The sequence below is a fragment of the Psychrobacter sp. CMS30 genome (assembly GCF_904846565.1).
Classification (GTDB): Bacteria; Pseudomonadota; Gammaproteobacteria; order Pseudomonadales; family Moraxellaceae; genus Psychrobacter; species Psychrobacter maritimus.
On sequence record NZ_CAJHBF010000015.1, the window covers coordinates 68,528 to 90,998 of the forward strand.

General features: G+C 42.8%; 18 protein-coding genes and 2 pseudogenes. 13 read left to right on the forward strand and 7 right to left on the reverse strand.

Annotated elements, in window-relative coordinates:
- Positions 1-70 precede the first annotated feature (70 nt).
- From ccmA to ccmE, 5 genes are all read left to right on the forward strand, one after another.
- Positions 71-700 (forward strand): heme ABC exporter ATP-binding protein CcmA, encoded by a 630-nt coding sequence (ccmA, locus tag JMX94_RS09190; protein WP_201565069.1) that lies wholly within the window; start codon positions 71-73, stop codon positions 698-700.
- Between the two features lie 184 nt (positions 701-884).
- Complete coding sequence (locus tag JMX94_RS09195) at positions 885-1,541, forward strand: heme exporter protein CcmB (protein WP_201565084.1); 657 nt, start codon at positions 885-887, stop codon at positions 1,539-1,541.
- A 208-nt stretch (positions 1,542-1,749) separates the two neighbouring features.
- Positions 1,750-2,538: a heme ABC transporter permease CcmC gene (gene ccmC / locus JMX94_RS09200; RefSeq protein ID WP_201565070.1), complete on the forward strand. Its 789-nt coding sequence runs from the start codon at positions 1,750-1,752 to the stop codon at positions 2,536-2,538.
- A gap of 55 nt (positions 2,539-2,593) precedes the next feature.
- The gene (gene ccmD, locus JMX94_RS09205; protein WP_372830399.1) at positions 2,594-2,818 is read left to right on the forward strand and encodes a heme exporter protein CcmD; all 225 of its coding nucleotides are present in this window, start codon (positions 2,594-2,596) and stop codon (positions 2,816-2,818) included.
- A 254-nt stretch (positions 2,819-3,072) separates the two neighbouring features.
- Positions 3,073-3,573: a cytochrome c maturation protein CcmE gene (gene ccmE, locus JMX94_RS09210; protein WP_201565071.1), complete on the forward strand. Its 501-nt coding sequence runs from the start codon at positions 3,073-3,075 to the stop codon at positions 3,571-3,573.
- Between the two features lie 123 nt (positions 3,574-3,696).
- Here ccmE and JMX94_RS09215 read toward each other — a convergent pair whose 3' ends face one another.
- Positions 3,697-4,545 carry an aldo/keto reductase gene (locus tag JMX94_RS09215; RefSeq protein WP_201565072.1) on the reverse strand — a complete coding sequence of 283 codons (849 nt, stop codon included), beginning with the start codon at positions 4,543-4,545 and terminating at the stop codon, positions 3,697-3,699.
- Between the two features lie 501 nt (positions 4,546-5,046).
- On the opposite strand from JMX94_RS09215, the gene JMX94_RS09220 reads away from it, so the two are divergent.
- Together JMX94_RS09220 and JMX94_RS09225 are read left to right on the forward strand one after the other, a co-directional pair.
- Positions 5,047-6,279, forward strand: coding sequence for an MFS transporter (locus tag JMX94_RS09220; protein ID WP_265088949.1), 1,233 nt, complete (start codon positions 5,047-5,049; stop codon positions 6,277-6,279).
- Between the two features lie 104 nt (positions 6,280-6,383).
- On the forward strand, positions 6,384-7,640 hold the full coding sequence (locus tag JMX94_RS09225; protein WP_201565073.1) for an amidohydrolase family protein: 1,257 nt from the start codon (positions 6,384-6,386) through the stop codon (positions 7,638-7,640).
- Positions 7,641-7,785: 145 nt separating this feature from the next.
- On the opposite strand, the gene JMX94_RS09230 is transcribed toward JMX94_RS09225, so the two are convergent.
- From JMX94_RS09230 to JMX94_RS09255, 6 genes are all read right to left on the reverse strand, one after another.
- Positions 7,786-8,751 carry a MetQ/NlpA family ABC transporter substrate-binding protein gene (locus JMX94_RS09230; protein ID WP_201565074.1) on the reverse strand — a complete coding sequence of 322 codons (966 nt, stop codon included), beginning with the start codon at positions 8,749-8,751 and terminating at the stop codon, positions 7,786-7,788.
- 266 nt (positions 8,752-9,017) lie between these two features.
- The gene (locus tag JMX94_RS09235; protein ID WP_149488683.1) at positions 9,018-9,704 is read right to left on the reverse strand and encodes a methionine ABC transporter permease; all 687 of its coding nucleotides are present in this window, start codon (positions 9,702-9,704) and stop codon (positions 9,018-9,020) included.
- A 17-nt stretch (positions 9,705-9,721) separates the two neighbouring features.
- Positions 9,722-10,492 (reverse strand): methionine ABC transporter ATP-binding protein, encoded by a 771-nt coding sequence (locus JMX94_RS09240; protein WP_201565075.1) that lies wholly within the window; start codon positions 10,490-10,492, stop codon positions 9,722-9,724.
- A 406-nt stretch (positions 10,493-10,898) separates the two neighbouring features.
- Positions 10,899-13,046: a HAMP domain-containing sensor histidine kinase gene (locus tag JMX94_RS09245; protein WP_201565076.1), complete on the reverse strand. Its 2,148-nt coding sequence runs from the start codon at positions 13,044-13,046 to the stop codon at positions 10,899-10,901.
- 92 nt (positions 13,047-13,138) lie between these two features.
- Positions 13,139-13,861, reverse strand: a complete 723-nt coding sequence (locus JMX94_RS09250; protein WP_057761578.1) for a response regulator transcription factor — start codon at positions 13,859-13,861, stop codon at positions 13,139-13,141.
- A gap of 228 nt (positions 13,862-14,089) precedes the next feature.
- Positions 14,090-15,406, reverse strand: a complete 1,317-nt coding sequence (locus JMX94_RS09255; RefSeq protein WP_227673585.1) for an efflux RND transporter periplasmic adaptor subunit — start codon at positions 15,404-15,406, stop codon at positions 14,090-14,092.
- 850 nt (positions 15,407-16,256) lie between these two features.
- Between JMX94_RS09255 and pilG the strand changes: the two genes are divergently transcribed.
- The 6 genes and pseudogenes from pilG to JMX94_RS09285 all read left to right on the forward strand — a co-directional run.
- Positions 16,257-16,637: a twitching motility response regulator PilG gene (gene pilG / locus JMX94_RS09260; protein ID WP_149488687.1), complete on the forward strand. Its 381-nt coding sequence runs from the start codon at positions 16,257-16,259 to the stop codon at positions 16,635-16,637.
- Positions 16,638-16,926: 289 nt separating this feature from the next.
- Positions 16,927-17,289 (forward strand): PleD family two-component system response regulator, encoded by a 363-nt coding sequence (locus tag JMX94_RS09265; protein WP_183620243.1) that lies wholly within the window; start codon positions 16,927-16,929, stop codon positions 17,287-17,289.
- Positions 17,290-17,292: 3 nt separating this feature from the next.
- Positions 17,293-17,823: a chemotaxis protein CheW gene (locus tag JMX94_RS09270; protein WP_201565077.1), complete on the forward strand. Its 531-nt coding sequence runs from the start codon at positions 17,293-17,295 to the stop codon at positions 17,821-17,823.
- A gap of 530 nt (positions 17,824-18,353) precedes the next feature.
- Positions 18,354-19,358 (forward strand): annotated as a pseudogene (locus JMX94_RS09275) (methyl-accepting chemotaxis protein); the annotation flags it as partial.
- Positions 19,359-19,565: 207 nt separating this feature from the next.
- A complete protein-coding gene (locus JMX94_RS09280; protein WP_201565079.1) occupies positions 19,566-20,585 on the forward strand; it encodes a protein-glutamate O-methyltransferase CheR in 1,020 nt (339 codons plus the stop codon).
- Positions 20,586-20,615: 30 nt separating this feature from the next.
- Positions 20,616-22,471, forward strand: a pseudogene (locus tag JMX94_RS09285) (hybrid sensor histidine kinase/response regulator); the annotation flags it as partial.

The window sequence follows — 22,471 nt, forward strand, 5'->3', positions numbered from 1 at the left end:
TTATGCCATGAACCTCATCTGTGTTTGTGATGAATATTGCCTGCTGCTTAATAAATAATGAGAGGTTTGGATGACAGCTCTGAATACAGCTTTACTTGCACTCGATGAGCTGACGGTTCAGCGCGGTGAAACTCCTTTATGTGAGGGCGTGACGCTCAATCTGGCTGCCGGTAGCATCTGTCACTTGGTTGGTGCTAATGGTACGGGTAAAACGACGCTACTGATGCAATTGGCTGGATTATTGCCAGTGCTAAGCGGTGAAGTTGTTTATCAAGGAGCAGTAAGCTTACCTGTGCAGCCTTTATATGTATCGCATCAGTTAGGCATTCATCCAAACCTGACCGTCGCCCAAAATCTAACGTTTTTGCTCAATTTATATGGCATTAGCCCTAGTAGCGCCGATATTGATGACGCCCTTACGTGGGTAGGATTACAAGGCTTTGAGACCATCAGCTCAAGCCATTTATCTGCGGGTCAGACGCGGCGCATTACCCTTGCACGCTTGTATTTATTAACGCCGGACGTCACCCCTTTATGGCTGCTTGATGAGCCCTTTACCGCGCTTGATGTCGATATGGTGGCGCGCATGGAAGACAGATTGCGCGAGTTTGCTACGGCTGGCGGTGCGATATTAATGACCAGTCATCAGGCCGTCGGCGTTGCCAATCAAGTGCTCGATTTGTCTGATTATATGGTGTAAATGCTATCAATATAACTGCCATAAGCATCAATCTAACTGCAACAAGCGTCAATATAAGTGCGACAAGCATTAGTGGAAGAGCGAATAAATGATAGACACAGACAGTGCAGTAAAAACCGTGAATACAAGCTCGGATGCTAATACTTCGAATGCTAGTGCAGCTGCTGCGCGCGCTATCAGCTTTATGCAGCTTTGGCGGCGCGAATGGCAGGTCAAGCAGCAAGGGGCAGTACAGTGGTTATATCCTCTGGTATTGTTTTTAGTGATTATTACCTTATTTCCGCTAGCCGTTGGTAGCGAGCCTGCTTTATTGCAGCGCCTCGGGGTGTCCGCAGTTTGGATTGCAGCTCTATTGTCACTGGTGATGGGTGTCGATGGCTTGTTTAAACCTGCCCTTGATAATGGCACCTTGGCACAATTGGTCGTCGCTAAAGCGTCACTGCCGTTATGGGTGCTGATTCGTTTGGTTATCCATTGGATTTTTAGTAGTGGTATTGTGGCAGCATTAAGTTTGCTTGCTGTGCCTTTATTTCAGCTGAGCTGGTTTGAGGCGTGGATATTGATGGCGTCTATTATTACTGGCAGTCCGATGCTGCTTATGTTGTCAGCGGTCGCCAGTAGTCTGACACTATCATTGAAGAATGGCGCGGTGCTGGTGCCTTTGATTGCCTTACCGATGCAATTACCGGTATTGATCTTTGCTACCGGTGCGGTTGATTTATTTGCCACAGGTCTCAATGGCTTGCCGATTTTGGCTTTATTATTGGCAGGTAGTATTATTTCGGTACTGGTGATGCCATGGGTGATTGCAATGACGTTAAAAATGGCATGGCTTAATTAAAAACCCATGCTGGTATGTCATTCTTTTTCTCATTAAAACCCTTTATATTAACAGCATGGTGAAAACTGGCAACTTTGCTATAATAGGCTATTAAACAAACAGTCACGTGTAGATTCTATCCAGCGTTCAACGCCAGCAAGTTAGCGGGTAGTCGTATGAATCATGCGTTTTACTCGATAATCACTAGCTGCGTAATAGGTTTATTCCCATGCCCAACCTGAATAATGTCTCATCTCCTAGCCTGTGGCAACGCATCTGGCAAGTTTTCTTGACCACGGTGGGTACCAAGGAGTTCTTTCGCATCTTTGCGCCTTGGGTTAAGTGGCTGGCGATATTAGCCGGTCTCTGCCTGCTCATCGGTAGCGTTTGGGGCTTGGCATTTGCGCCGCCGGATTATCTGCAAGGTAATAGCTATCGCATTATCTTTATCCATGTACCAGCCGCCAGTTTGGCTATCTCCATTTATTTTGCTTTAGCCGTACTGGGCGTCATTTATCTGGTATGGAAAATTAAGACCGCGAGCCTTGTGGCGCAAGCGTTAGCTCCGATGGGTTTTTTGCTTTGTGTGATTAGCTTGCTGACCGGTTCTATTTGGGCAAAACCGACGTGGGGTACGTATTGGGTTTGGGATGCACGCTTGACATCTATGCTCATTTTAGCGTTTTTATATGCTGGGGTAATGGCGTTGTTTGCCGCCTTTGAACATACCGCCAATCGCGGTAAAGCGGCCGCTATTTTATCTATCGTTGGCGCGGTGAATTTGCCTATTATTAAGTACTCAGTGCAGTGGTGGAATACCTTGCACCAAGGCTCGACCTTTACGCTGACTGCAGCACCAAAAATGTCGGCGGATATGTGGCTGCCCTTGCTACTGATGATTATTGGCAGTTATTTATTGGTTGCAACGTTGGCCATTTATCGCACCAATACCCTGATTTTATATCGTGATCAAGGTAAAGCGTGGGTAAAAGAATACGTTCGTGGACAAAATAAATAGTCCCATAAAATATAACAATATAGCTATGAACAAACCAAATAACGGCTAGGGAAATATGATGCAGCCTTACTTTTATAGCGTCTCTGAGTTTATTGCCATGGGTGAGCATGGGGTGTTTGTCTGGTCATGCTGGGCAATTACAGTCGGCATGATGCTGATTTTTATTATTTATAGCCGTCGTCAGCGGCAAGCGCTTATCAAGCAGCTAACGATTCAGCAAGCGCGTCAAGCACAGCGCGCTGCTAAGACTCCTAATCCTGCGACCAAACAATCTTCTTAACAATACTCCTTAAACAGTCCTTTTTAATATCAAATTTTTAGCTTATAAAATTATTATTATCCAATGGTAAATATATGATCTCATCAGTTGCGAGGGGGCTTATTGATTTGGGCAAAAAATGCTACCATATAGGTATTAGAAAAGTACGGTTAGACGGGCTTGTTATCAAGTCAGTCTAATAGGAATTTCTTTAATATTTTCTGTTTTGCAGACGAGCAGTTTGTAAAACAGCGACTCATCAATGAGGTAGTGGTATGAGCGCAGTTCGTCGCAAAAAACTGATGTGGGTTATGTTTACGCTTGCAGGGGCGGCGATTGCCGTGGTGTTGGTGATTTACGCCATTGGGCAACAGACCGATTACTACTTTGACGCCACCGCCATTGCGCAAGGTGAAGCGCCGCAGGATAAGCGTATCCGTGCTGGCGGTATGGTAGTTGCTGGTAGTGTCCAACGTGCGCCAGACGACCCGTTAAGCATTGAATTTGCTATCACCGACTTTGAATCGACCGTGCCCGTGACCTATCAAGGTATCTTGCCAGATTTATTCGCTGAAAACTCAGGCGTGGTTGCAACCGGTAAAATGCAAGGCGATACCTTTGTCGCAGGCGAAGTATTGGCCAAGCATGATGAAAATTATATGCCGCCAGAAGTGGCCAAATCGATGAAAGAGAACAATCGTAATGGCGCAGTCCCTTCTTCTGAGCAATATAATCCTGCTGAAAAAGTGCATGAGACCAAGACTTTACAGCAGTAATTGCGCTGACAATAATAATTATCAATAATTATCAATAGTTATCGTAAAAGCGTTAAATATAAAAAAGCCAGTGACCTTTATCACTGGCTTTTTTTTGCCTAATATTTTAATAAATATTATTTATTAATCATCCCATTCCGGTGAATAATCCGGATGCTTAATTTTACGACCATCGCTACGCGCTAAGCTGCCAATTTTCTCAAGTTCATCTGCATTGAGCGTTACCTTGACAGCATCTAAGTTGCCTTGTAAGTGCTCAGGATTGGACGTTTTTGGAATCGCAATACGCTGCTTATCGGATAAAATCCACGCCAGCGATACTTGCGCTGGAGTAACCCCATGCTTATCAGCGATTTCCTTAATCACTTCATTATCAAAAACATCTCCGCGGGCAAGCGGCGAATATGCTTCTAATAAAATATGGTGATTGTTTAAAAAGGTCTGCAATGTTTTTTGCTTAATAAAAGGATGGAATTCCACCTGATTGACCGCAATAGGCACGTCAGCGTATCGTGTGGCTTCAATGATGTTAGCAATATTAAAGTTAGACACCCCGATATTACGGGTTAAACCTTGTTTTTGTAATTCGCAAAGCGCAGGGATGGTCTCTGATAAAGGCACACGATCATCAGGCCAATGTAGCAGCAGTAAATCAACGTAATCGGTATCTAGATTTTCTAACGAACGTTTGGCCGCAGCAACAAGCTTTTCTGGCTCAAACTTCATGTCATCAGGAAATATTTTCGTCGTTAAAAAGAACTTATCGCGAGCAACACCTGATTGCTTAATGCCTTTTCCCACCTCTTTTTCATTATCATAAGCTTGGGCGGTATCAATGTGCTCGTAGCCCATTTTTAGGCCTTGGCTGACGACATCGATACAGTCTTGTCCCGTTGATTGCCACGTACCCAGTCCGAGTATCGGAATGTTCGCTTGTCCAGCGGTGCGAATATTATAAGTTTTAGCACGCATATTATTGTCCTTGTTATTTTTGTGATTTATTAAGAGCTCTTATATTATTAATAGAGAGTTCAATCAGAAATATAATGTTCTCAATTTCTATTAGCCTCAGTTTCTATTAAGCTTAACCTAACCACTATAGAAAAAAGTAGCGGTAAGTGAAAGGGCGGGTGACGCTTTCCTACAAACGACAAACAGGCTGTAACGTCATTTTATAACTCCTAAGGTTATTAATAATTTGTTTACAGGGACTATTTAAGATAGAAAAAATACTGAAATTACAAAACCTTACTATAGTAAGGGGTATACATAAAATGGACGTAATGCTAGAGTATAACCAAACAAATGACAAATTTATTTATCCATAAAAAATTATATATAGAGAGAGATGTAGGTTTTTATTGATACAGCTATCAATAAAGTAATGGTTAACAAGGTAGCGATTAACAAAATAACGATGAACAAAGCCAAGTTGCACAATCTTCTAGCAACTTCATTCAATTAGGAGAGGATGTGTCCAATCTTTCAAAGGCAAGTACTGTACAAGACAGTCATTTAAAAAATGGTGCAGACAGTCAGCATCAAAACCCTATTTCGTGGTTTATTTTTGGTTTGATGGCAAGCGTGACCTTTATTGGTATTCTCTCAGAGCTGATGCCGTCGGGTATTTTGCCGCAAATGACCGCCGGCTTAGGTATTGAGCAGACTCAGGTAGGGTTTTTGGTCGGTATATACGCGCTGGCATCAGCGATTTTCGCTATTCCGCTTATTAGTATGACGTTGTGGGTCAATCGAAAAATTCTTTTGCTGGTCTTATTGGCGGGCTTTGCCATTTCTAATATCGTCGTCGGTCTTACCTCATCTTATGCGCTTATCGTCACCATGCGTATCATTGGCGGTATTTGTGCAGGGATTATGTGGCCGATGATTGCCGCCTATGGGACGGCATTGGTGCCAGAAAACCTGCATGGTAAGGCTATCACTATTATTATGGCGGGCAATGCCTTTGGTGTCAGTCTGGGTCTACCGATTATGACCTATATTGGCACTCAAGTTGGCTGGCGTACCTCATTTATCGTACTGGGTGTATTGGGTGCGGTGATTGCACTGCTGGCTATGAAGTTTTTGCCATCGGTGCAAGGTGAAAAGCTGACCCAAAGTAACTCGCCAATAGCGGTGCTCAAAATACCTGGCGTCTGGATTGTTTTAGCACTGACTTTTTTAGCAGTCGTCGCCCATTACAGCACCTACACCTATATCACGCTATTGGTCGAAACCATTAAGTTCGTTGGCGGTATCAGCTTAGCGCTATTTATCTTTGGGATAGGTTCGGTTATCTCTGTCATCTTATCGGCCAAGATTATTGATACCCATTTACGGGGTTTAATCGTTGGGATGTTAGTTTGTGGCGTGGTTGCCATGCTGTTGTTTGTCTTCTTTAGAGGGACAAATGGTTTTGCACATTTTGCTTTTTTACTTTGGGGACTGGCATTCGGACCTCTGGTAACTATGTTTCAAACGGCTGTTAGCCATCAGGTGACGGAAGCAAAAGCTGTCGCGACCTCGGTACAATCGAGCGTATTTAACTTTTCAATTATGATTGCCACATGGCTTGCCGGTTTGATTTTGGTGCATATGCCAGAAACCGGTGTCTTGGGTATCGTCTATCTGTCTATTTTGTGTTTCGTTCCTGCCATTATTATTACGGTAATCTCTAAGAAAACCTTGGCGGCGCCTGTTGTCTAATAACAATTAATAACAATTAATAACAATTAATAACTAGGTTTTGATAAGCAATTTTAAATAACGCATTTTTAATAACTAACTTTTAATAATAATAGGAGTTTGTCATGATTAAATTTACCAATGCCACTATCTATCGCAATAGCGATGCTAATGAAATTCTCGTCAAAGACGGTGTTATTCAGCAAATAGGTAAGGGTTTACCGGCTGCTACAGAAGAGATTGACCTGAAAGGTCGGTTGGTTGTGCCACCTTATGTAGACTCGCATCTGCATTTAGATTATGTCTATACCGGCGGCGGTGATGAGGCGAAAAATGCTTCAGGTACGCTATTTGAAGGGATTGCGCGCTGGCATGATGTCAAAAAAACGCAATCTTTTGAAGATGCCAAAGCGCGGATGCTAAGAGGCATTCAGGAAGAGGTTTCTAAAGGCGTGCAGTACATCCGTACCCATATCGACGTTTGCGACCCTGATTTAACAGGGCTCAAAGCAATGCTCGAGCTGCGCGAAGAGCTAAAAGACAACGTTACCATTCAGATTGTGGCGTTCCCGCAAGAAGGCATGTATGCCTATAAAGGCGCTGTCGAGTTGATGGAGGAAGCGTTAAAAATGGGCGCGGACTGTGTTGGTGGTATTCCGCATTTTGAATGGGCGTATGAATTCGGTCAAGATTCTGTGCGTAAGACGGTGGAGCTTGCGCTTAAATATGACAAGCTCATCGACGTCCACTGTGACGAAACTGATGACCCGATGAGCCGTCACGTGCAACTATTAAATGCTTTGGTTATGATTGAAGGTATCGGCGCCCGCTCGACGGCGAGTCATACTTGCTCATTTGGCTCAGCAGATGATGCTTATGCATTTCGGATGATGGGGCTATTTGAGCAGTCAGGCATGAACTTTATCGCCTTGCCAACCGAAAATGCTTACTTGCAAGGTCGTCAGGACACTTATCCAAAACGCCGTGGTTTGACGCGGGTCAAAGAGTTTTGGGAAAATGGTATTAACGTCAGCTTTGGTCAAGACTCTATTAACGATCCGTGGTATCCAACTGGTAACGGCAATATGATGAATATCTTGGATAACGGTATTCATTTGGCGCAAACTATGTCGCTGCCGCAGCTTGACGTCTGTCTCGACTTTATTACCATAAATGGCGCAAAGACCTTAAATATCGAAGATGAATACGGTTTGGATGCTGGTAAGCCAGCTAACTTTTTGGTATTGGACGCCGATAGTCCGTTTGAGGCGGTGCGTCAACGCGCTGACGTGCTTGCTTCTGTTCGTCATGGTAAATATTTATTTAAAAAGTCTGAACCAAGCTATGATATCGAATTGGATGTTTTTAGAAAAACCAAGTAGTCTTATTTACCAAAAATAGAGAAAGAATAAATAGCAACCAGCTAAAATATTAACGAAAAAGCCCATTATTTAATAATGGGCTTTTTCTATTTAATTTTTAAGATACTTTATTGGCATAAACTATCTTAAATCATGAGGCAAGCAATTACTGAGCAGCAGCTTCTGTAACAGGAGCAGTAGCTGTTGTAGAAGCGGTATCAGTACCCCAGATTTTTGGGTATTTGTAACCTGGGAAGCTATCATGCGCATACTTTTTAAAGGCTTCTGAGTTATAAGCGTTGGTCACGTCTTTTACCCATTTTTTGTCTTTATCAGCAGTTTTGATCGCTGACCAGTTGACATAAGCAAAGCTTGGCTCTTGGAATAGCGCTTCAGTCAGCTTGATACCGGCATCAGTCGCATAATTACCATTAATGATAGCAAAGTCAACTTCATCACGCGCACGTGGTAGCTGGGCAGCTTCTAGCTCAACGATTTTGATGTCGTATTTGCTGTTATCAGCGATATCGGTTTTTGAGGCGGTCAATGGGTCGATATTGTCTTTTAACGTAATCCAACCTAGCTCATTCATCATCACTAACGCACGCGCAAAGTTACTTGGGTCATTAGGCGCAGAAACGCTCATGCCTTTGTAGACCTCATCGATTTTCGTCTTTTTGCCTGAATAGATGCCAAGTGGGGCTGTTGGTACTTGGAAGGCTTCAACCAAATCAAGGTTATTTTCTTTTTTGAAGGTATCAAGATAAGGCTTATGCTGGAAGATGTTGATGTCTAAATCACCATCAGCCAAGGCGATGTTTGGCCGCACATAATCGGTAAATGTGACGAGCTCAACTTCATAACCTTGTGCTTCTAACGAGCCTTTTACTTGATTACGTACCATATCGGCAAAATCACCTTCGGTAGTACCGATGACAATTTTGCTATGCTCAGGATCGATATCGCTGGTCGCGGCTGTTTCTGTGGTCGTTGTTTCCGTTGCGCCTTCAGTGACTGGCTCTTTGTTGGCTTCTGGCGCTGATGAATTGTTGCAACCGACCAATACAAGACCTGATACGCCAACCGCAGCAAATGCTGTGGCTACTTGACGGCTGATATCTGTTAATTTCATGAAACTTCCTTAATAAGGGATGGGAATAGGGGATTGAGTATCAACATTTAAAATCCGCATTAAAAAAGCAACATTATGAATAGTAATGCTGCTAAGTTAACGGTTGTTAAGATAGTATCAAAATTAAAGGGAATCAGTTACAAAGTCAAGCATTTGCTTAGGATGAATCGGCATTAAAGCTTGAGCATTATTCATATCAAACGTTTAATATGCGTACTTTAAGAGCCAATGACTAATACTGTTTATAGTCAATTTATAAGTGAAATTTAGCGCTTATCCAAACGCATGGCGATCCAATTACCCGACGCCTGAATCCCGATAACCATAATCGACAGCATGACGACAATAAATACCATCACCTCAGTTTGATAGCGATAATAGCCATAACGAATCGCCAAATCACCCAGACCGCCACCACCAATCATACCGGCAGCTGCCGAAAACGATAGTAAGCTGATACATAAAATGGTGACCGACAATACCAAGCCAGAACGCGCTTCGTTAAGCAGCACTTTGATAATGGTAAAAGGACGGGCGCCCATCGATTCAGTTGCTTCGATAATACCACGTGGCACTTCACGCAGGTTTTGTTCAACCAAGCGCGCAAAGTAAAAGGAACCCGCAATCGCCAGTACCAAAGAGGCGGCAATCGGTCCAATACCGGTGCCAACGATGGCTTTGGTAAAAGGGCTCATGGCAATCATCAAAATCACAAATGGGAAGGCGCGCATAAAGTTGGTAATCGCCCCAAGCACACCGTATAGCGTCTTGTTTTGCAAAAACTGCCGATCACTAGATAAAAATAAGAAAACCCCAAACAAACCGCCGATCACGATGGCGACCGTCGTTGAGATACCAAGCATAATAAAGGTATCTACAAACGCCTGCCAAATCTCTTTGCGCAGCGCGAGCAGTTTGTCTATCGAGGCGGATAATTCAGCACCAGTTAACATGTCTATTCTCCTACCTCTTAGTCTTCGTGAACCAAGCCTTTGCCAATCGTTGTGGTGGCCTGAATCAGACCGTCGCGAATATCGGCAACCTCGAGCAATTGCCCTTGATGTAACAACGCTGCGCGGTCGCATAACCTGCGAATCACGCTCATTTCATGCGTGACAATGACGATGGTGACGCCAAGCTGTTCATTAATATCGCGTAGACAAGTCAATAAGCTGCGCGTGGTCGCAGGGTCAAGCGCACTGGTCGGCTCATCCGCCAATAATACTTTCGGGCTTGGCGCAATGGCGCGCGCGATACCGACACGCTGTTTTTGTCCCCCTGAAAGCTGCGCAGGATAATGCCCGGCACGGTCGATCAAGTCGACGATTTCTAAGCAGTCCATCACGCGCTTATGGATATCGGCGCTCGGATAACCTGCCACCGTTAAGTTAAAGGCGACATTATCAAAGACCGTACGATTGGACATCAGGTTAAACTGCTGAAAAATCATACCGATATTATGGCGAGCGATACGTAAATCACTAGCGGATAAGGTGGTCAAATCCGTACCATCGACGATGACTTGACCGGAATCTGGACGCTCAAGCAAATTAATCAGGCGTAAGAGGGTAGATTTACCCGCACCCGAATAGCCCATCAAGCCAAATATCTCGCCTTGCTGCACAGTTAAAGACGTCGGCTCGACAGCAGTAAACCAATGTGGCTTGCCGTCTTTATCTTTTATAGACCGGTCGCTTAGAAAACTTTTGGTCACATCGTTTAAGACAATCATGTCACTCATGGAGGGCTCAAAATTCAATAAATATTTTAATAGTCATGAAGCGGTTGTAGGGTCTCTTACATCATAAAGAGCACAGTTAAAAACAACATTCAATAACCCCATAATAAGGGGCGCTAATATAGCATATTATGCAGTGTTTTGGATATGGACATCCATGACTTAAGGATAATCTTGGCTTGCTCGCTATTAAGTAACCAAGCAATCAAGACAGGTAGCGCGTAAATTCATCGTCATTTCGAATAAATGGTTATGAAATAAAGAAGCAATATAACATCAGCAGGCATTTTCAAGCATGTTTGTAGCACTGATTTTTTAGCAGTAAGTTTTTTGCCACTGAGCTTGTTAAGACTTAGTTTTTTAAGACTTAGTTTTTTAAGACTTAGTTTTTTAAGACTGAGCTATAGGATTAATCACGGCTTTCATGATGATAATGAGGGTCGTGCTTCACAGGTAGCACCACTAAAAATCGCGTATGACCATTAATAGTGTCGGTCAGGATACGCCCTTGGTGCGCGGTGACAATTTGGGCAACCAAGGATAAGCCAAGTCCTGAGCCTTTATTCTTTTGCTGTAAGCGTACAAAGGGACTAAAAACTTCTTCGCGTTTGTTTTCAGGGATGCCGTCGCCTTCATCAATCACTGCCAACACGGCATATTTTGGTAGCGGGCGGGTTGGTTCAGTTTTTGCTTTCTTTAGATGCTTACTAAACAAACCTTCTTTACGTGGTGTATTTGCTGTCTCGCCATTATCTTTGGCGTTCTCTTTATTATTGCTCTTAGAGTTATCTTTAGCGTCATCTTTCTCAGTACTATTGTTTTTATCGGTGTTTTCTGCGTTTTGATTGATAGCATTGTCTTCAATACTGAGAAGTGATATCTCCTGATTTTCAGGAACCGCGCGCCAAATGACTTTTTTAATTTTATCGGTTAAATCGCTCGTGAAGCGTTGATAATTGGATCTAAGCGAAGGCTCATTAATAGTTTTAGACTCATCATTACTGTTTATATCAGTGTTTACGTTACTGTTTACCTTACTAGGTACGTCAATAAGTTCTGAAGGCTGTGATTTATCCGTGACTAAGCTCGTATCATTATCGCTATCACCATCAACCTCAATAGTTTCATTCTGAGCATCAGTAAGCGCCGTGACGCTTTCACCATTTTTATAAATAGCGGGAGCAGGTAATAATGCTATTTCTGTTGCTTCTGCTGACGTTGGCTTAGATTTTGTGTCACTAGCGTCAATTGAGTCGTCAGTGGCAGTAGAATCTTGTGCGTTTTCAAGCTGATTGACGTTATGAGTGACTTCTTCATAAGAATCAAAGTCGGAGCTGTTATAGTCGACAAAGCTGCTGCACAGTATGGTTTGCAGTAGGAAGTCAGGGATATCACTGGCTTCCTCTAAGGTTTGCACGCCATAAAGCAATACAGTAACAGGCGGCTTGCCATGTAGCATGGCATTGGTCAGTAGGTTACGAATTAAATGGGTGAGCATGGATGACTGACCGTCAATGACGATATGCTCGCCAATCAACGTTGCTTCAGGATAATGTTGGCGTTCCTGATTGACCAAGTCATATAAGTCTAAATGTTCAACTTGTTGTAGCGCATGACCGGCGTCTAATCGGCTCACCAGCAAGATACTTTCAACCAAATCATTCAGTCCTGACAGATCACGATTGATCGCATGGGCACGTTTATCAAATTTTTCTTTGGTATCGCTCGGCAAGGCTGCTGCCAACATATCCATCATCTCAATCTGTAAGCGGATACGGGTGATAGGCGTGCGCAGCTCGTGCGAGGCATGCGCTAATAATAGATTATTGGCATTAATAAGGTGTTCAATCTTTTGTGCCGCTTGGTTAAAACCGCGGGCGAGTGAGGCAATCTCATCATTACCGCGTGCATTGACACGCACGCTAAAGTCGCCATCACCAAGTTCAGCCATCTGCTGACTCATCTGATTGATACGCCAAGTAATGGTACGAGCAATCCACCAAAGCACGCCTGCCATAATAATCAGCAGCAATAAGGTACCGGTAAATAAGTTTAGCGCCGCTGAAAGTACGGGTTTTTTAGGTGCTAAGCGTGACTCATATAATAGCGTATAGCCCGTACTACTATAGACTTGGGCTTGCTTGGTTGGGGAGGTTTCAGCAAACGACGGAAAAACGCGTGCTAATAAAGAGGGCGGCGCCGGCAATTCTAACGGCAAATCGCTATTGTCGGTTTGCATAAGCAAATGACCTTCGCTGTCATACAAACCCATCTTTGCCTGCAAAGATTCATCAAAAATATCAAAACTTTTTTTGACCACCGCCAGCATAAAGCGCGACTGTAAGCGATTGTCCTTGCTGACCGCGATGTTTAGCTCATGCAAAAAAGGGTCTATTTGACCCAAGATTTGCGTGGCTAAGATTTCTGAGCGAATGCCCGCGTCTTTGTCATGGACCAACTGCGTCAATAACACCATCGCTACCGCAAATAAGATAAGTGCCAGCATGACACTGGCAAATAGCTTGGCAAATACGGAACGAAAACCCAGTTGTTGCATTAAATCATCTCTATTATCAAACGCTCATAACCGCTTTATCGGTTTTATTGGCACTATCGCTTAACCTAACGTCGTTTGATTACATACGCCATTTATACTTGATCGGTTGCAAATTGATAACCCACACCGCGTACGGTAATAATACGTTTTGGCTGACGTGGATTGTCTTCAATAAGCGCACGCAAACGCGAAATATGCACGTCGATAGCGCGATCAATATTGTCTGAGCTGTCATCGTTTGGCATTGCTTGCCACAATTGCTCGCGGTTTAGTACTTTACCAGAATGAGTGGCAAAATAATGCAGCAATTGAAACTGATGCGTCGTTAGACGTACCGGTTGGTCATCGATAGTGACCTCATGACTGTCAGGAAAGACGCTCAAGCGACCGAAAGTCAGGCTGTCTGATTGGCTGTCGGCTTGGTTTGGCTGCTCATGACGACGAATAACGGCACGAATACGCGCCAATAGCTCACGTGGCTCAAATGGTTTGGCGATATAATCATCGGCACCCATCTCTAAACCCAATACGCGGTCAGTGGTATCGCCTTTTGCCGTTAGCATAATAATCGGCACTTTATTGGTCATGTTGTTTTTGTTGCCACGTATTTTTTGGCAAACTTGCATCCCATCCATATCAGGAAGCATCAAGTCCAGTACCACTAAGTCAATATCACGCTCTTTGGTGTCTAATAAATCTAAACCTTCTTGACCCAATCCTGCATGGTGTACATCGTAGTAATTCATGGTCAGATAATCACTGATTAACTCGGCTAAATCTGGATCATCTTCAATTAGTAAAATCTGCTTACTCATAATTTTTCCTCTAGTTGTTGTTATAGTTTGTTTAATCTGCATCTTAAAAAGTACTGTTTTAAACCTGCATTTTCAAAGTGCTGCTTTAAAAGTACTGCTTTAAAAGTACTGCGCCCTTAATTTTCAATCACTGCTATTTAGCATACGCTATATTGCCTAAACAGGATGTTATTAAACAAGACATGCTTTGTTAATGTTTCTACACAATGTAACTACTTGCTTCAACGCTTATGAAACTACCGCCTTTTTACCTTCAGATTCAACCGGTAGATTTGCCAAACAAATCAAACTGTCATTGGTAATGCCCGCGATTAAATATTGTTTGGTCAGCGGGTCATACTCAATGACCTCGACGGGCTGGCGCGTCAAACGCTGGTCTTGTTTGATAATCCATACATTGGCGATTAAAGGCCGCAGCGGCTTATAAGGCGGCTTGTGCAGCACAGTGAGATCTACATTATGCAGGGCACGCTTAGGGACAGTGGTACCGACCTGTATTTGTCCGTAGTCAACACGTCCTGTCACCTTCATATCAGGTCTTATCTGGTTGCGACTGACTTCGTTATCAACCACGTTGACAGCAACCAACAGCTGTTTTGGTTGCTGAGTGGTGGTCAGCTTACTCACTTGGCCGGTAAATTCATCTATTAAACCTTCGGCGGTAAAATTCACCGTTTGCCCGACAGAGATTTGCGATTCAGCGTCAATCGGAAGGGTTGCAATAAAATGCAGTTCCGTCTCGTCACTGAGCTTTAATAAAGGCTGACGCGCTTCTATCTTTTGTTCGTTTTTAATGTAGAGCTTTTCTATCCGACCAGAAAAATTCGCCCGCACCGTGATCAAGTTGTATGATTTCTCTGATTGTGTATTTTCTTGAGTGTTATTGTCGTCATTACTGCCACTGCTAGTAGAGTTGTCTGTAGTTGGCTTTTTACTGTTAGCGGCCGTCATTTTTGCATCAATTTCTGCGTCATTTTTTACCGCTTGTTTTGTCTGATTTCCGCTATTAATAACGGTATCATTTGCCGAATTTTGATTATTGGCAGCCGATTGCTCAGGCTTAATATCAGCCTTTTTATTAATTTCTACGGTTTCTGCTGAGTTTGTAGCCGCTACTGCATCAGCTGGCTGTTGAATCTCGGTCGTTTGACGACGAACAATAAATAAGGGCGCGCCTTTTTCTACCCATTGATTTTTCTTCACCAATACCTTTTCTATCGTCAGTGCTTGTCCGGCAGTCAGATTGACCTTTTTAATAGGTTCAATTTCACCTTCTAAGCCAAGACTTGGCTGATAACGGGTTGGCTTGACGCTGAGGATATGGTCAGGGGTCATCGTGATGCTATCAGCGCGAATCAAAAGCGGCGTATTAACCGTCTCGCTATTTTCGGCAGTGACGGGCTCTGAGGTCGGAGGGGAGGGTTGACAGGCGATAATGAGCAAAGCACTTAAGAGGTACACGCTCTTTTTTAAAGGGCTAGAAGCTAGAAATAGCGCACTTGAAAATATCGTGCTTAAACGCCTTGAGCACATAGAATCTGTCATACCAGTCACCATTATCAACGAATTTTCATTATATAGTGAATTTTGCCACGGTGAAATGATTAGCCTGTCTTTTCTAATGGGCATTGCTTGAGTTGAATATTGAGTTGATAGGCAACGCTGATAATACAGGCCGAAAATAAAGGGGTTGCGCTAGAGTGATGAATTTACACTGATTTATTTGAACATAAATTCACTAAATGACTGGAAAAGGCATTGCAACTGTGCTAAAACAAACATAATAAAATATATTGATACATTTTTATGACAAAAGAAAATTATTCGGTAAGGTGCACGCTATTTCTATATAATGCCAAAATATAGCAACACCAAATATCATATCTGGCTTTAGTGTCATCTAAATCAAATCCTATTAAGTAACAGCAATTACTTTTAGTAAGAATGAACTGCTTTTAATAACTAAGCTTTAATAAAAGATTGCTGAAAAGGCTCGCAGTTCAGTTAGCTGGGATTTGTATCGATGACTGAATAGTATGATTGCGCAACGCTGATATAGGTATTATCACCGCTTAACAGCACTTAAAATACCGCGCAATTTGCTAAGAATATTTACCATAAAGTGCGTATAGTGACTGATGGTAATGCGCTGGTAAATAGGCAGATACTGATGGTAATGCGCTGGTAAATAGGCAGATACTGATGGTGAAAATTTAGCTATTATGATCGAGCACAATACAGGTTTTGCTGTTTATCTTTAGATAAAATACATTCACTGATAAATTAAGATAACCGCTTATTGTTTTGTATTGATAGCTTAGATTGGCAGATTAGAGTGATAATCTGTACTTATAGATAGCACTACGAATAAATAGTCATTAATAGGACAGAGATAATGGAAAATAATTTTGATGGTTTAAAAGTAATGGTGATTGATGACTCAAAGACCATTCGCCGTACCGCAGAAACGTTATTGCAAAAAGCTGGCTGCGAAGTTGTAACCGCCATTGATGGTTTTGATGCCTTGGCCAAGATTGTCGATCATAACCCAGATATTATTTTTGTGGACATTATGATGCCACGTTTAGATGGTTATCAGACCTGCGCATTGATAAAAAATAATCCTGATTATGCCAGCAAGCCTGTAATTATGTTGTCATCAAAAGATGGTTTATTTGATAAAGCCCGTGGTCGCATTGTCGGCTCTGATGAGTATTTGACCAAGCCATTTAGTAAAGATGAGCTTTTTGAGGCGATTAATCAGTATCGCTCATAGCGGTAAGTTTTTTAAAACTTATTATAAGCGGTTATAAATAGCCCCTTATAAATAATAGCCCGCTATAAAAACCCAATATAAGTCGCTAATCAGCAGATAAGTTGTTTTTACAGTTATGCTTACAGACGCTGTTTAGGAAAGTTGGTTATGCATATTTGTCATGCGAGCTTTCTGCTTAATTTTTACCCTGATGAGAATAATGCGGCCACTGACTCATAGCGACTTATTTTAATCGATTTGTATCAATAATATATCCTAATGGATATCATCGAAAATAAAGGAAACACCTATGACTACTGTTTTAGTCATTGACGACTCGCCATCTGAGATGGCGAAATTTCGCGACATGCTTGCGAAGAATAACTATCAAGTATTAGAAGCGACAAACGGTGAGCAAGGCTGTCAGATGGCCATTGATCATCTGCCAGATGTCATCTTAATGGATGTCGTGATGCCTGAAATGAACGGCTTTCAGGCAACTCGTAAGATTACCCGTGGAAAAACCACGTCTCATATTCCTATCATTATGATTAGTACCAAAAATCAAGAAACTGATCGCGTATGGGGTAAGCGTCAAGGCGCTAAAGAGTATATTACTAAGCCGATTGATGAAAGTGGTCTGGTCCAGATAATTCGTAGAGTAATGGAGTAGCTTGTGGCATCCAGAGGGTTTATTGAACTGCTACGGATAGCAGACTTAGCACGCGCGCGCAAAAGTGGTCGCCGCGGAGGCAAAGAGTTTGACTGGCAAGGTGTGGTATTTGAGATTGGTGGTCAGCGTTTGGTGGCACCAATGGGTCAAGTATCAGAGATATTGACCATGCCAGAATATACCAGCGTGCCTTTAGTAAAGCCTTGGATGCTCGGCATCGCCAATATTCGTGGGCGCTTGTTACCTTTAACCGATTTATCGCGGTTTTTACAAGTGCCTAGTCAGTTGTCGCAAATGAGCCAACGTAAAGTTATCGTTATTGACCATGATAATGTGTTCTCAGGGTTGCTGGTCGATCAAGTCTTGGGTATTGAGCAGTTCACTCAAGATCAATATCGTCCAGAAGCGCTTGAACCTAGCTCGCCATTTGCGCCTTATAACCATGGCAAGTTTTTTAAAGATGAGCAAGATTGGTATGTGTTTATGCCAAGCTTGCTTGCACAAGATTTGCAGTATACCGATGCCGCCATATAAACATAGCGGTCTTTATTACTTAACTGTTTTTAATAAGCGGTTTTTGTTAAAGCAAGAATAAAGAACAAGGGCTGACATGGTTTAGTGATATGTCAGCATTCATACAGGCTTTGTTAATCACTGTTGTTTTGATGACAATATGATTTCAGAGTCAGTCACGATACGACTTTGACGATTGTTTGAAAGGAAGAGGCACGATGAGTGATGTTATAAACAACCCTGTAGCTGGTAAGAATAAAACAACGACAGATGCTAATAGTAAATGGAAGCTGTTATTAGGGCTTTGTGCTTTAGTAAGTGTGGCTTGTCTGTTTTGGCTGGTCAATTCATTGTCATCGGTCAGCCAATATTTAACGAATTTTAATCAATCAGTTGTCTTGCCGGTGATTGTATTTGTCTTAGGTGTGCTTGGTATCTTATTTGCGTTATTCCAGCTACTAAAACAACGTGGCGGCTCAGAACGTTTATTGATTGAAAAAGAGACCTTGCGTCGTCGCCAAGAGGCGGAAGCAGAGTCTGAGCGTGCGCGCCAAATTCAAGAAGAAAACGAGCGTAACCAGATTGCTATTTTGCGTCTACTGGATGAGCTAGGTGATTTGGCAGATGGTGACTTGACGGTAAATGCGACCGTATCAGAAGACTTTACGGGTGCGATTGCTGACTCTGTTAACTTCGCAATTGACCAATTACGTCAGTTGGTACTGGTTATTAACAGTACCGCTGATCGCGTCTCGCAGTCCTCAGAGCAAACACAGATGAATGCGGTTGAGCTTGCTGAGGCGTCTGAGCACCAGGCGCAAGAAATTGCTGGTGTATCAGCGGCTATTAATGAGATGACGGTATCGATTGACCAAGTTTCAAATAACGCCGCAGAATCGGCAACAGTTGCACAGCGTTCAGTTGCTATTGCTTATAACGGTGCGGAAGTTGTACAGCGCTCGATTGAGGGTATGAACGTTATCCGTGACCAGATTCAAGAAACCTCAAAACGTATCAAACGCCTTGGTGAATCTTCGCAAGAGATTGGCGATATCGTTGGTCTGATTAACGATATTGCTGACCAAACCAACGTTCTGGCATTGAACGCTGCGATTCAGGCATCGATGGCAGGGGAGGCTGGTCGAGGCTTTGCGGTTGTTGCCGACGAAGTTCAGCGCCTTGCTGAGCGTTCAGCCAACGCAACCAAACAGATCGAAACGCTGGTAAAAACCATTCAGGCCGATACCAGTGAAGCGGTGATGTCGATGGAATCAACGACTTCTGAAGTGGTACGTGGTGCCCGTTTGGCAAAAGATGCGGGTGAGGCACTAGAAGAGGTGCAAACCGTTTCGAATACCTTGGCGGATCTGATTCAAAACATCTCCAACGCCGCTATGCAACAGGCAGAGTCTGCAGGTCATATCTCGCATACGATGAATATCATTCAAGATATCACCTCGCAAACGTCATCAGGTTCGATGGCAACGGCGCGCTCTATTGGTGAGCTGAGTGAAATGGCAGCAGCATTGCAAGAGTCAGTAACCGGCTTCAAGATTTCTAATGATGATGAGCAATTACATACAGAACAGACGGATGATGAGTACTTAGATATTGATGAAAGAGTATCAGCCAGTATTTAAGGGCCATTTATTATTGAGTCATTAGCGCTTAATTTATGATTTTTATATTGAAATGTTAACCAAATAGTTGCTCTAGTTATTATCTTATCCTTATCTAAGGCAACACTATTAATAGCAGGTCACATGAATAATCATATGCAACAAGACAGTCCTTTTATTTATAAAGCCGACGCTTTAGCGGCCGAGGCTTTAAGACAGGATGCTGCTTTTGATACAGAGCAATGGCAACGTTATATAGAGCAAGAAATCGGCTTTATATTACCGAATGTTCAGCGTAAGTGGTTGGTCAATGCCGTCACGCAAACGGCACTATCGTATGGGCTCACTATTCTACAGTTATGGCAGCAGTTACCGATTAATCATGAGCTGCGTCAGCAATTATTAGATAAAGTGCTGATTCATGAAAGTCGCTTCTTTCGCCATCAGCCTTCTATAGAATTTGTCACCGAGTGTGCTTTGCAGCATCAACGGCGGCAATTAGCAAATGACAGTAATGTTAATAGCAATGTTAATAGCAATGTTGCTAGTAATGCTAATAACAGTGACCATATTGGCGCTAATGAGTTGTTCCGTATATGGAGCGTCGGCTGTGCGAGTGGGCAAGAGACTTGGTCGCTAGCAATGAGCTTGGCGGCAAAGCAGCTGACTCATTACACTATATTGGGTACAGACGTCAGCGAACAAGCATTAAAAAAGGCACGCGTAGGACAGTATGACAACAGACAGCAGGCTCTAATTCCGCCGCATTGTCAGCAATTTATCCAGCCATTGCGTCCGGCAAGCGTCATTGAAGCATTACGTTTTGCCCCTGTAGCGACTAATACTAAGCAAATCATAAGAAATAGCGTAAATGCCCACTGGCAAGTGATGCCAACCTTAAAACAGCAGGTACGTTTTACTTTACATAATATTATCAATCAAGAGCCGCCAACCCCGCATTTACAACAAGTGATTGTCTGCCAAAATATGCTGCTGTATTTTCGCAAGTTTGATCAGCGTGATATTTTAGCGCGGCTATCAGAGCAGTGTGCGCTAGGCGGTTATATTATATTGGCTCCAGGTGAGGCGTTATTTTGGCGTCCATCAAACATGCGCCGTATTGCGCACCCACAGATTAATGCGTGGCAAAAAATCAGTGCCTAAATTAGCGCCTAGACGAGTTAGGATAAATCTATGAAAAACCAGCCCAATGACATGGTGACGTTTGAGTGGTTATTACCACTATTTAATCAGCAATTATCACAGGTAGCTGATGGCTGGCAATTAGGTGAAAAAAGCGTTGATTATGAGCAAATGTCACAGAGCTATCATCAAGTTAGTGGTGCCTTAACCATGCTCAACTTGCCTGCATTGGCAAGTTTGGCGACTAAGCTAAGTTTGTTAGCAGGAATAGGTAATGTCGTTAACCTAGAAGATGCTCTTGCAGACGACATTGCAATAAATTCTGGAACGGCTTCTGAAACAGGGTCAGAAATAGCTCCTGAAGTAGCATTTGGTACGGATAAAAGCCGTATTGGTCAAATAGCTCATCGATTACTCATGCGTGAGCTTGGACACTACGCGCGCACGGGTAGCTACCATGCTGCTTTGCTGAATAAAACCTCGGCTGAGCTGACACAAGTCTTAGCGCATTATGGTGTCGTGACCGACCATCTTGCAGATGCTTCTTTAGCCTCTGAAGCTGAGCATTCTGCTAGCATGATGGATAATGAATACCTTGATATTACAGTACCTGATGTTACGACAGCGGCAAATTTAGACCGTGAGCAATATCAGCAATTGTTATTGGTTTGGCGTCAGCAAGTACAAGCCTTACTAGCAGCTAATGCCAACACTCCCTCTATACTGACGGTTTTAGAAAAGGTCAGTCAATATTTATGGCAAACCGCAGCGGATACAGATTTACAGCGTCTTTGGTATCTGACTGAAACTTGGCTACATGACCTAGCAGACAATGAAACCCCAAAACCTAAACATTATGCCGCGTTATTAAGCCAGTTAGATGCGCTAATAGAATCCTGCGCGCAGCAAAACGAGATATCGACGGATATCATTAACAACTTAATAACCAGTATTTATATTGAGTTAAGTAACCTTGTCAATCATAGTGAAAACGCTCAATCTATATTGCATAACGTATCGCAGCCGGATGTAGAATCACGTTTTTTACCGCGCATACTCAGTCAAATTGAAAGTCTTATCTTTAATCTTGATAAACCTCACACGCTATTAAAACCATTACAACACATAAACAGCCAACTTGAGAGTCGCGGTTGGACATTTTTTGCTGCACAGACTGCCGCAATCCTAGCTGATATAGAGCGTGGTTTATCTGCAGAAGCAGAATTGACCCAAGAACATACGCAGGAACAGTGGCAAATTGAGCGCCAACTGCAAGAATTATACGATGCTGTCTACAATACCGAACAAGTCATTGCTAGCAAAATAGGAAACGCGGCGTCGTTTACCTCTAAACCTGCAGTCATTACGAATGACGATTTTGATGGTTTTAATAGCGTTAATAGTGTTGATGGCTTACAAACAGAAAATAACCACCAAATTAATGCAAATGATAAAGACCTGCGTGAGTTACGTATTGCTGTCGAAGACGTCAAGCAAGGCTTTAATGACTATATCCAGCGCCAAAATACCGAACTATTATCAGACTTAGCAGATTTTACTAAAATTAGCGAAGCCTTTGATAGTATGGGCTTGCCATCAATCCGTCACGCGACGGATAAAATAGCTGCTATATTTGATCAATTAAGCACCCATGAGATTAATGTACTCAGCTGGGATGTTACTGAAGCAGTGGCAGAAGGTTTAACATCGATTGAATTATTACTCGATTATCTGGCGCAGCAAGTTTTTAATCAAGCATTATTAGAACAAGCAAATGTCTATATTGATAAAGCCTCAACGTTGCTTACTGGCTATATAGATGCACCTGAAACAGTAAAAGATACTTTTTTAACGCAAAAATTAGCGGCGAGTGATGTACTGCGCTATGACGACAGTGGTGAAATTGC

Coding starts and splice junctions, on each gene's coding strand:
- ccmA (WP_201565069.1), top strand. CDS start 71: ATGACAGCTCTGAATACAGCTTTACTTGCACTCGATGAGCTGACGGTT.
- JMX94_RS09195 (WP_201565084.1), top strand. CDS start 885: ATGCAGCTTTGGCGGCGCGAATGGCAGGTCAAGCAGCAAGGGGCAGTA.
- ccmC (WP_201565070.1), top strand. CDS start 1,750: ATGCCCAACCTGAATAATGTCTCATCTCCTAGCCTGTGGCAACGCATC.
- ccmD (WP_372830399.1), top strand. CDS start 2,594: ATGATGCAGCCTTACTTTTATAGCGTCTCTGAGTTTATTGCCATGGGT.
- ccmE (WP_201565071.1), top strand. CDS start 3,073: ATGAGCGCAGTTCGTCGCAAAAAACTGATGTGGGTTATGTTTACGCTT.
- JMX94_RS09215 (WP_201565072.1), bottom strand. CDS start 4,545: ATGCGTGCTAAAACTTATAATATTCGCACCGCTGGACAAGCGAACATT.
- JMX94_RS09225 (WP_201565073.1), top strand. CDS start 6,384: ATGATTAAATTTACCAATGCCACTATCTATCGCAATAGCGATGCTAAT.
- JMX94_RS09230 (WP_201565074.1), bottom strand. CDS start 8,751: ATGAAATTAACAGATATCAGCCGTCAAGTAGCCACAGCATTTGCTGCG.
- JMX94_RS09235 (WP_149488683.1), bottom strand. CDS start 9,704: ATGTTAACTGGTGCTGAATTATCCGCCTCGATAGACAAACTGCTCGCG.
- JMX94_RS09240 (WP_201565075.1), bottom strand. CDS start 10,492: ATGAGTGACATGATTGTCTTAAACGATGTGACCAAAAGTTTTCTAAGC.
- JMX94_RS09245 (WP_201565076.1), bottom strand. CDS start 13,046: ATGCAACAACTGGGTTTTCGTTCCGTATTTGCCAAGCTATTTGCCAGT.
- JMX94_RS09250 (WP_057761578.1), bottom strand. CDS start 13,861: ATGAGTAAGCAGATTTTACTAATTGAAGATGATCCAGATTTAGCCGAG.
- JMX94_RS09255 (WP_227673585.1), bottom strand. CDS start 15,406: ATGACAGATTCTATGTGCTCAAGGCGTTTAAGCACGATATTTTCAAGT.
- pilG (WP_149488687.1), top strand. CDS start 16,257: ATGGAAAATAATTTTGATGGTTTAAAAGTAATGGTGATTGATGACTCA.
- JMX94_RS09265 (WP_183620243.1), top strand. CDS start 16,927: ATGACTACTGTTTTAGTCATTGACGACTCGCCATCTGAGATGGCGAAA.
- JMX94_RS09280 (WP_201565079.1), top strand. CDS start 19,566: ATGAATAATCATATGCAACAAGACAGTCCTTTTATTTATAAAGCCGAC.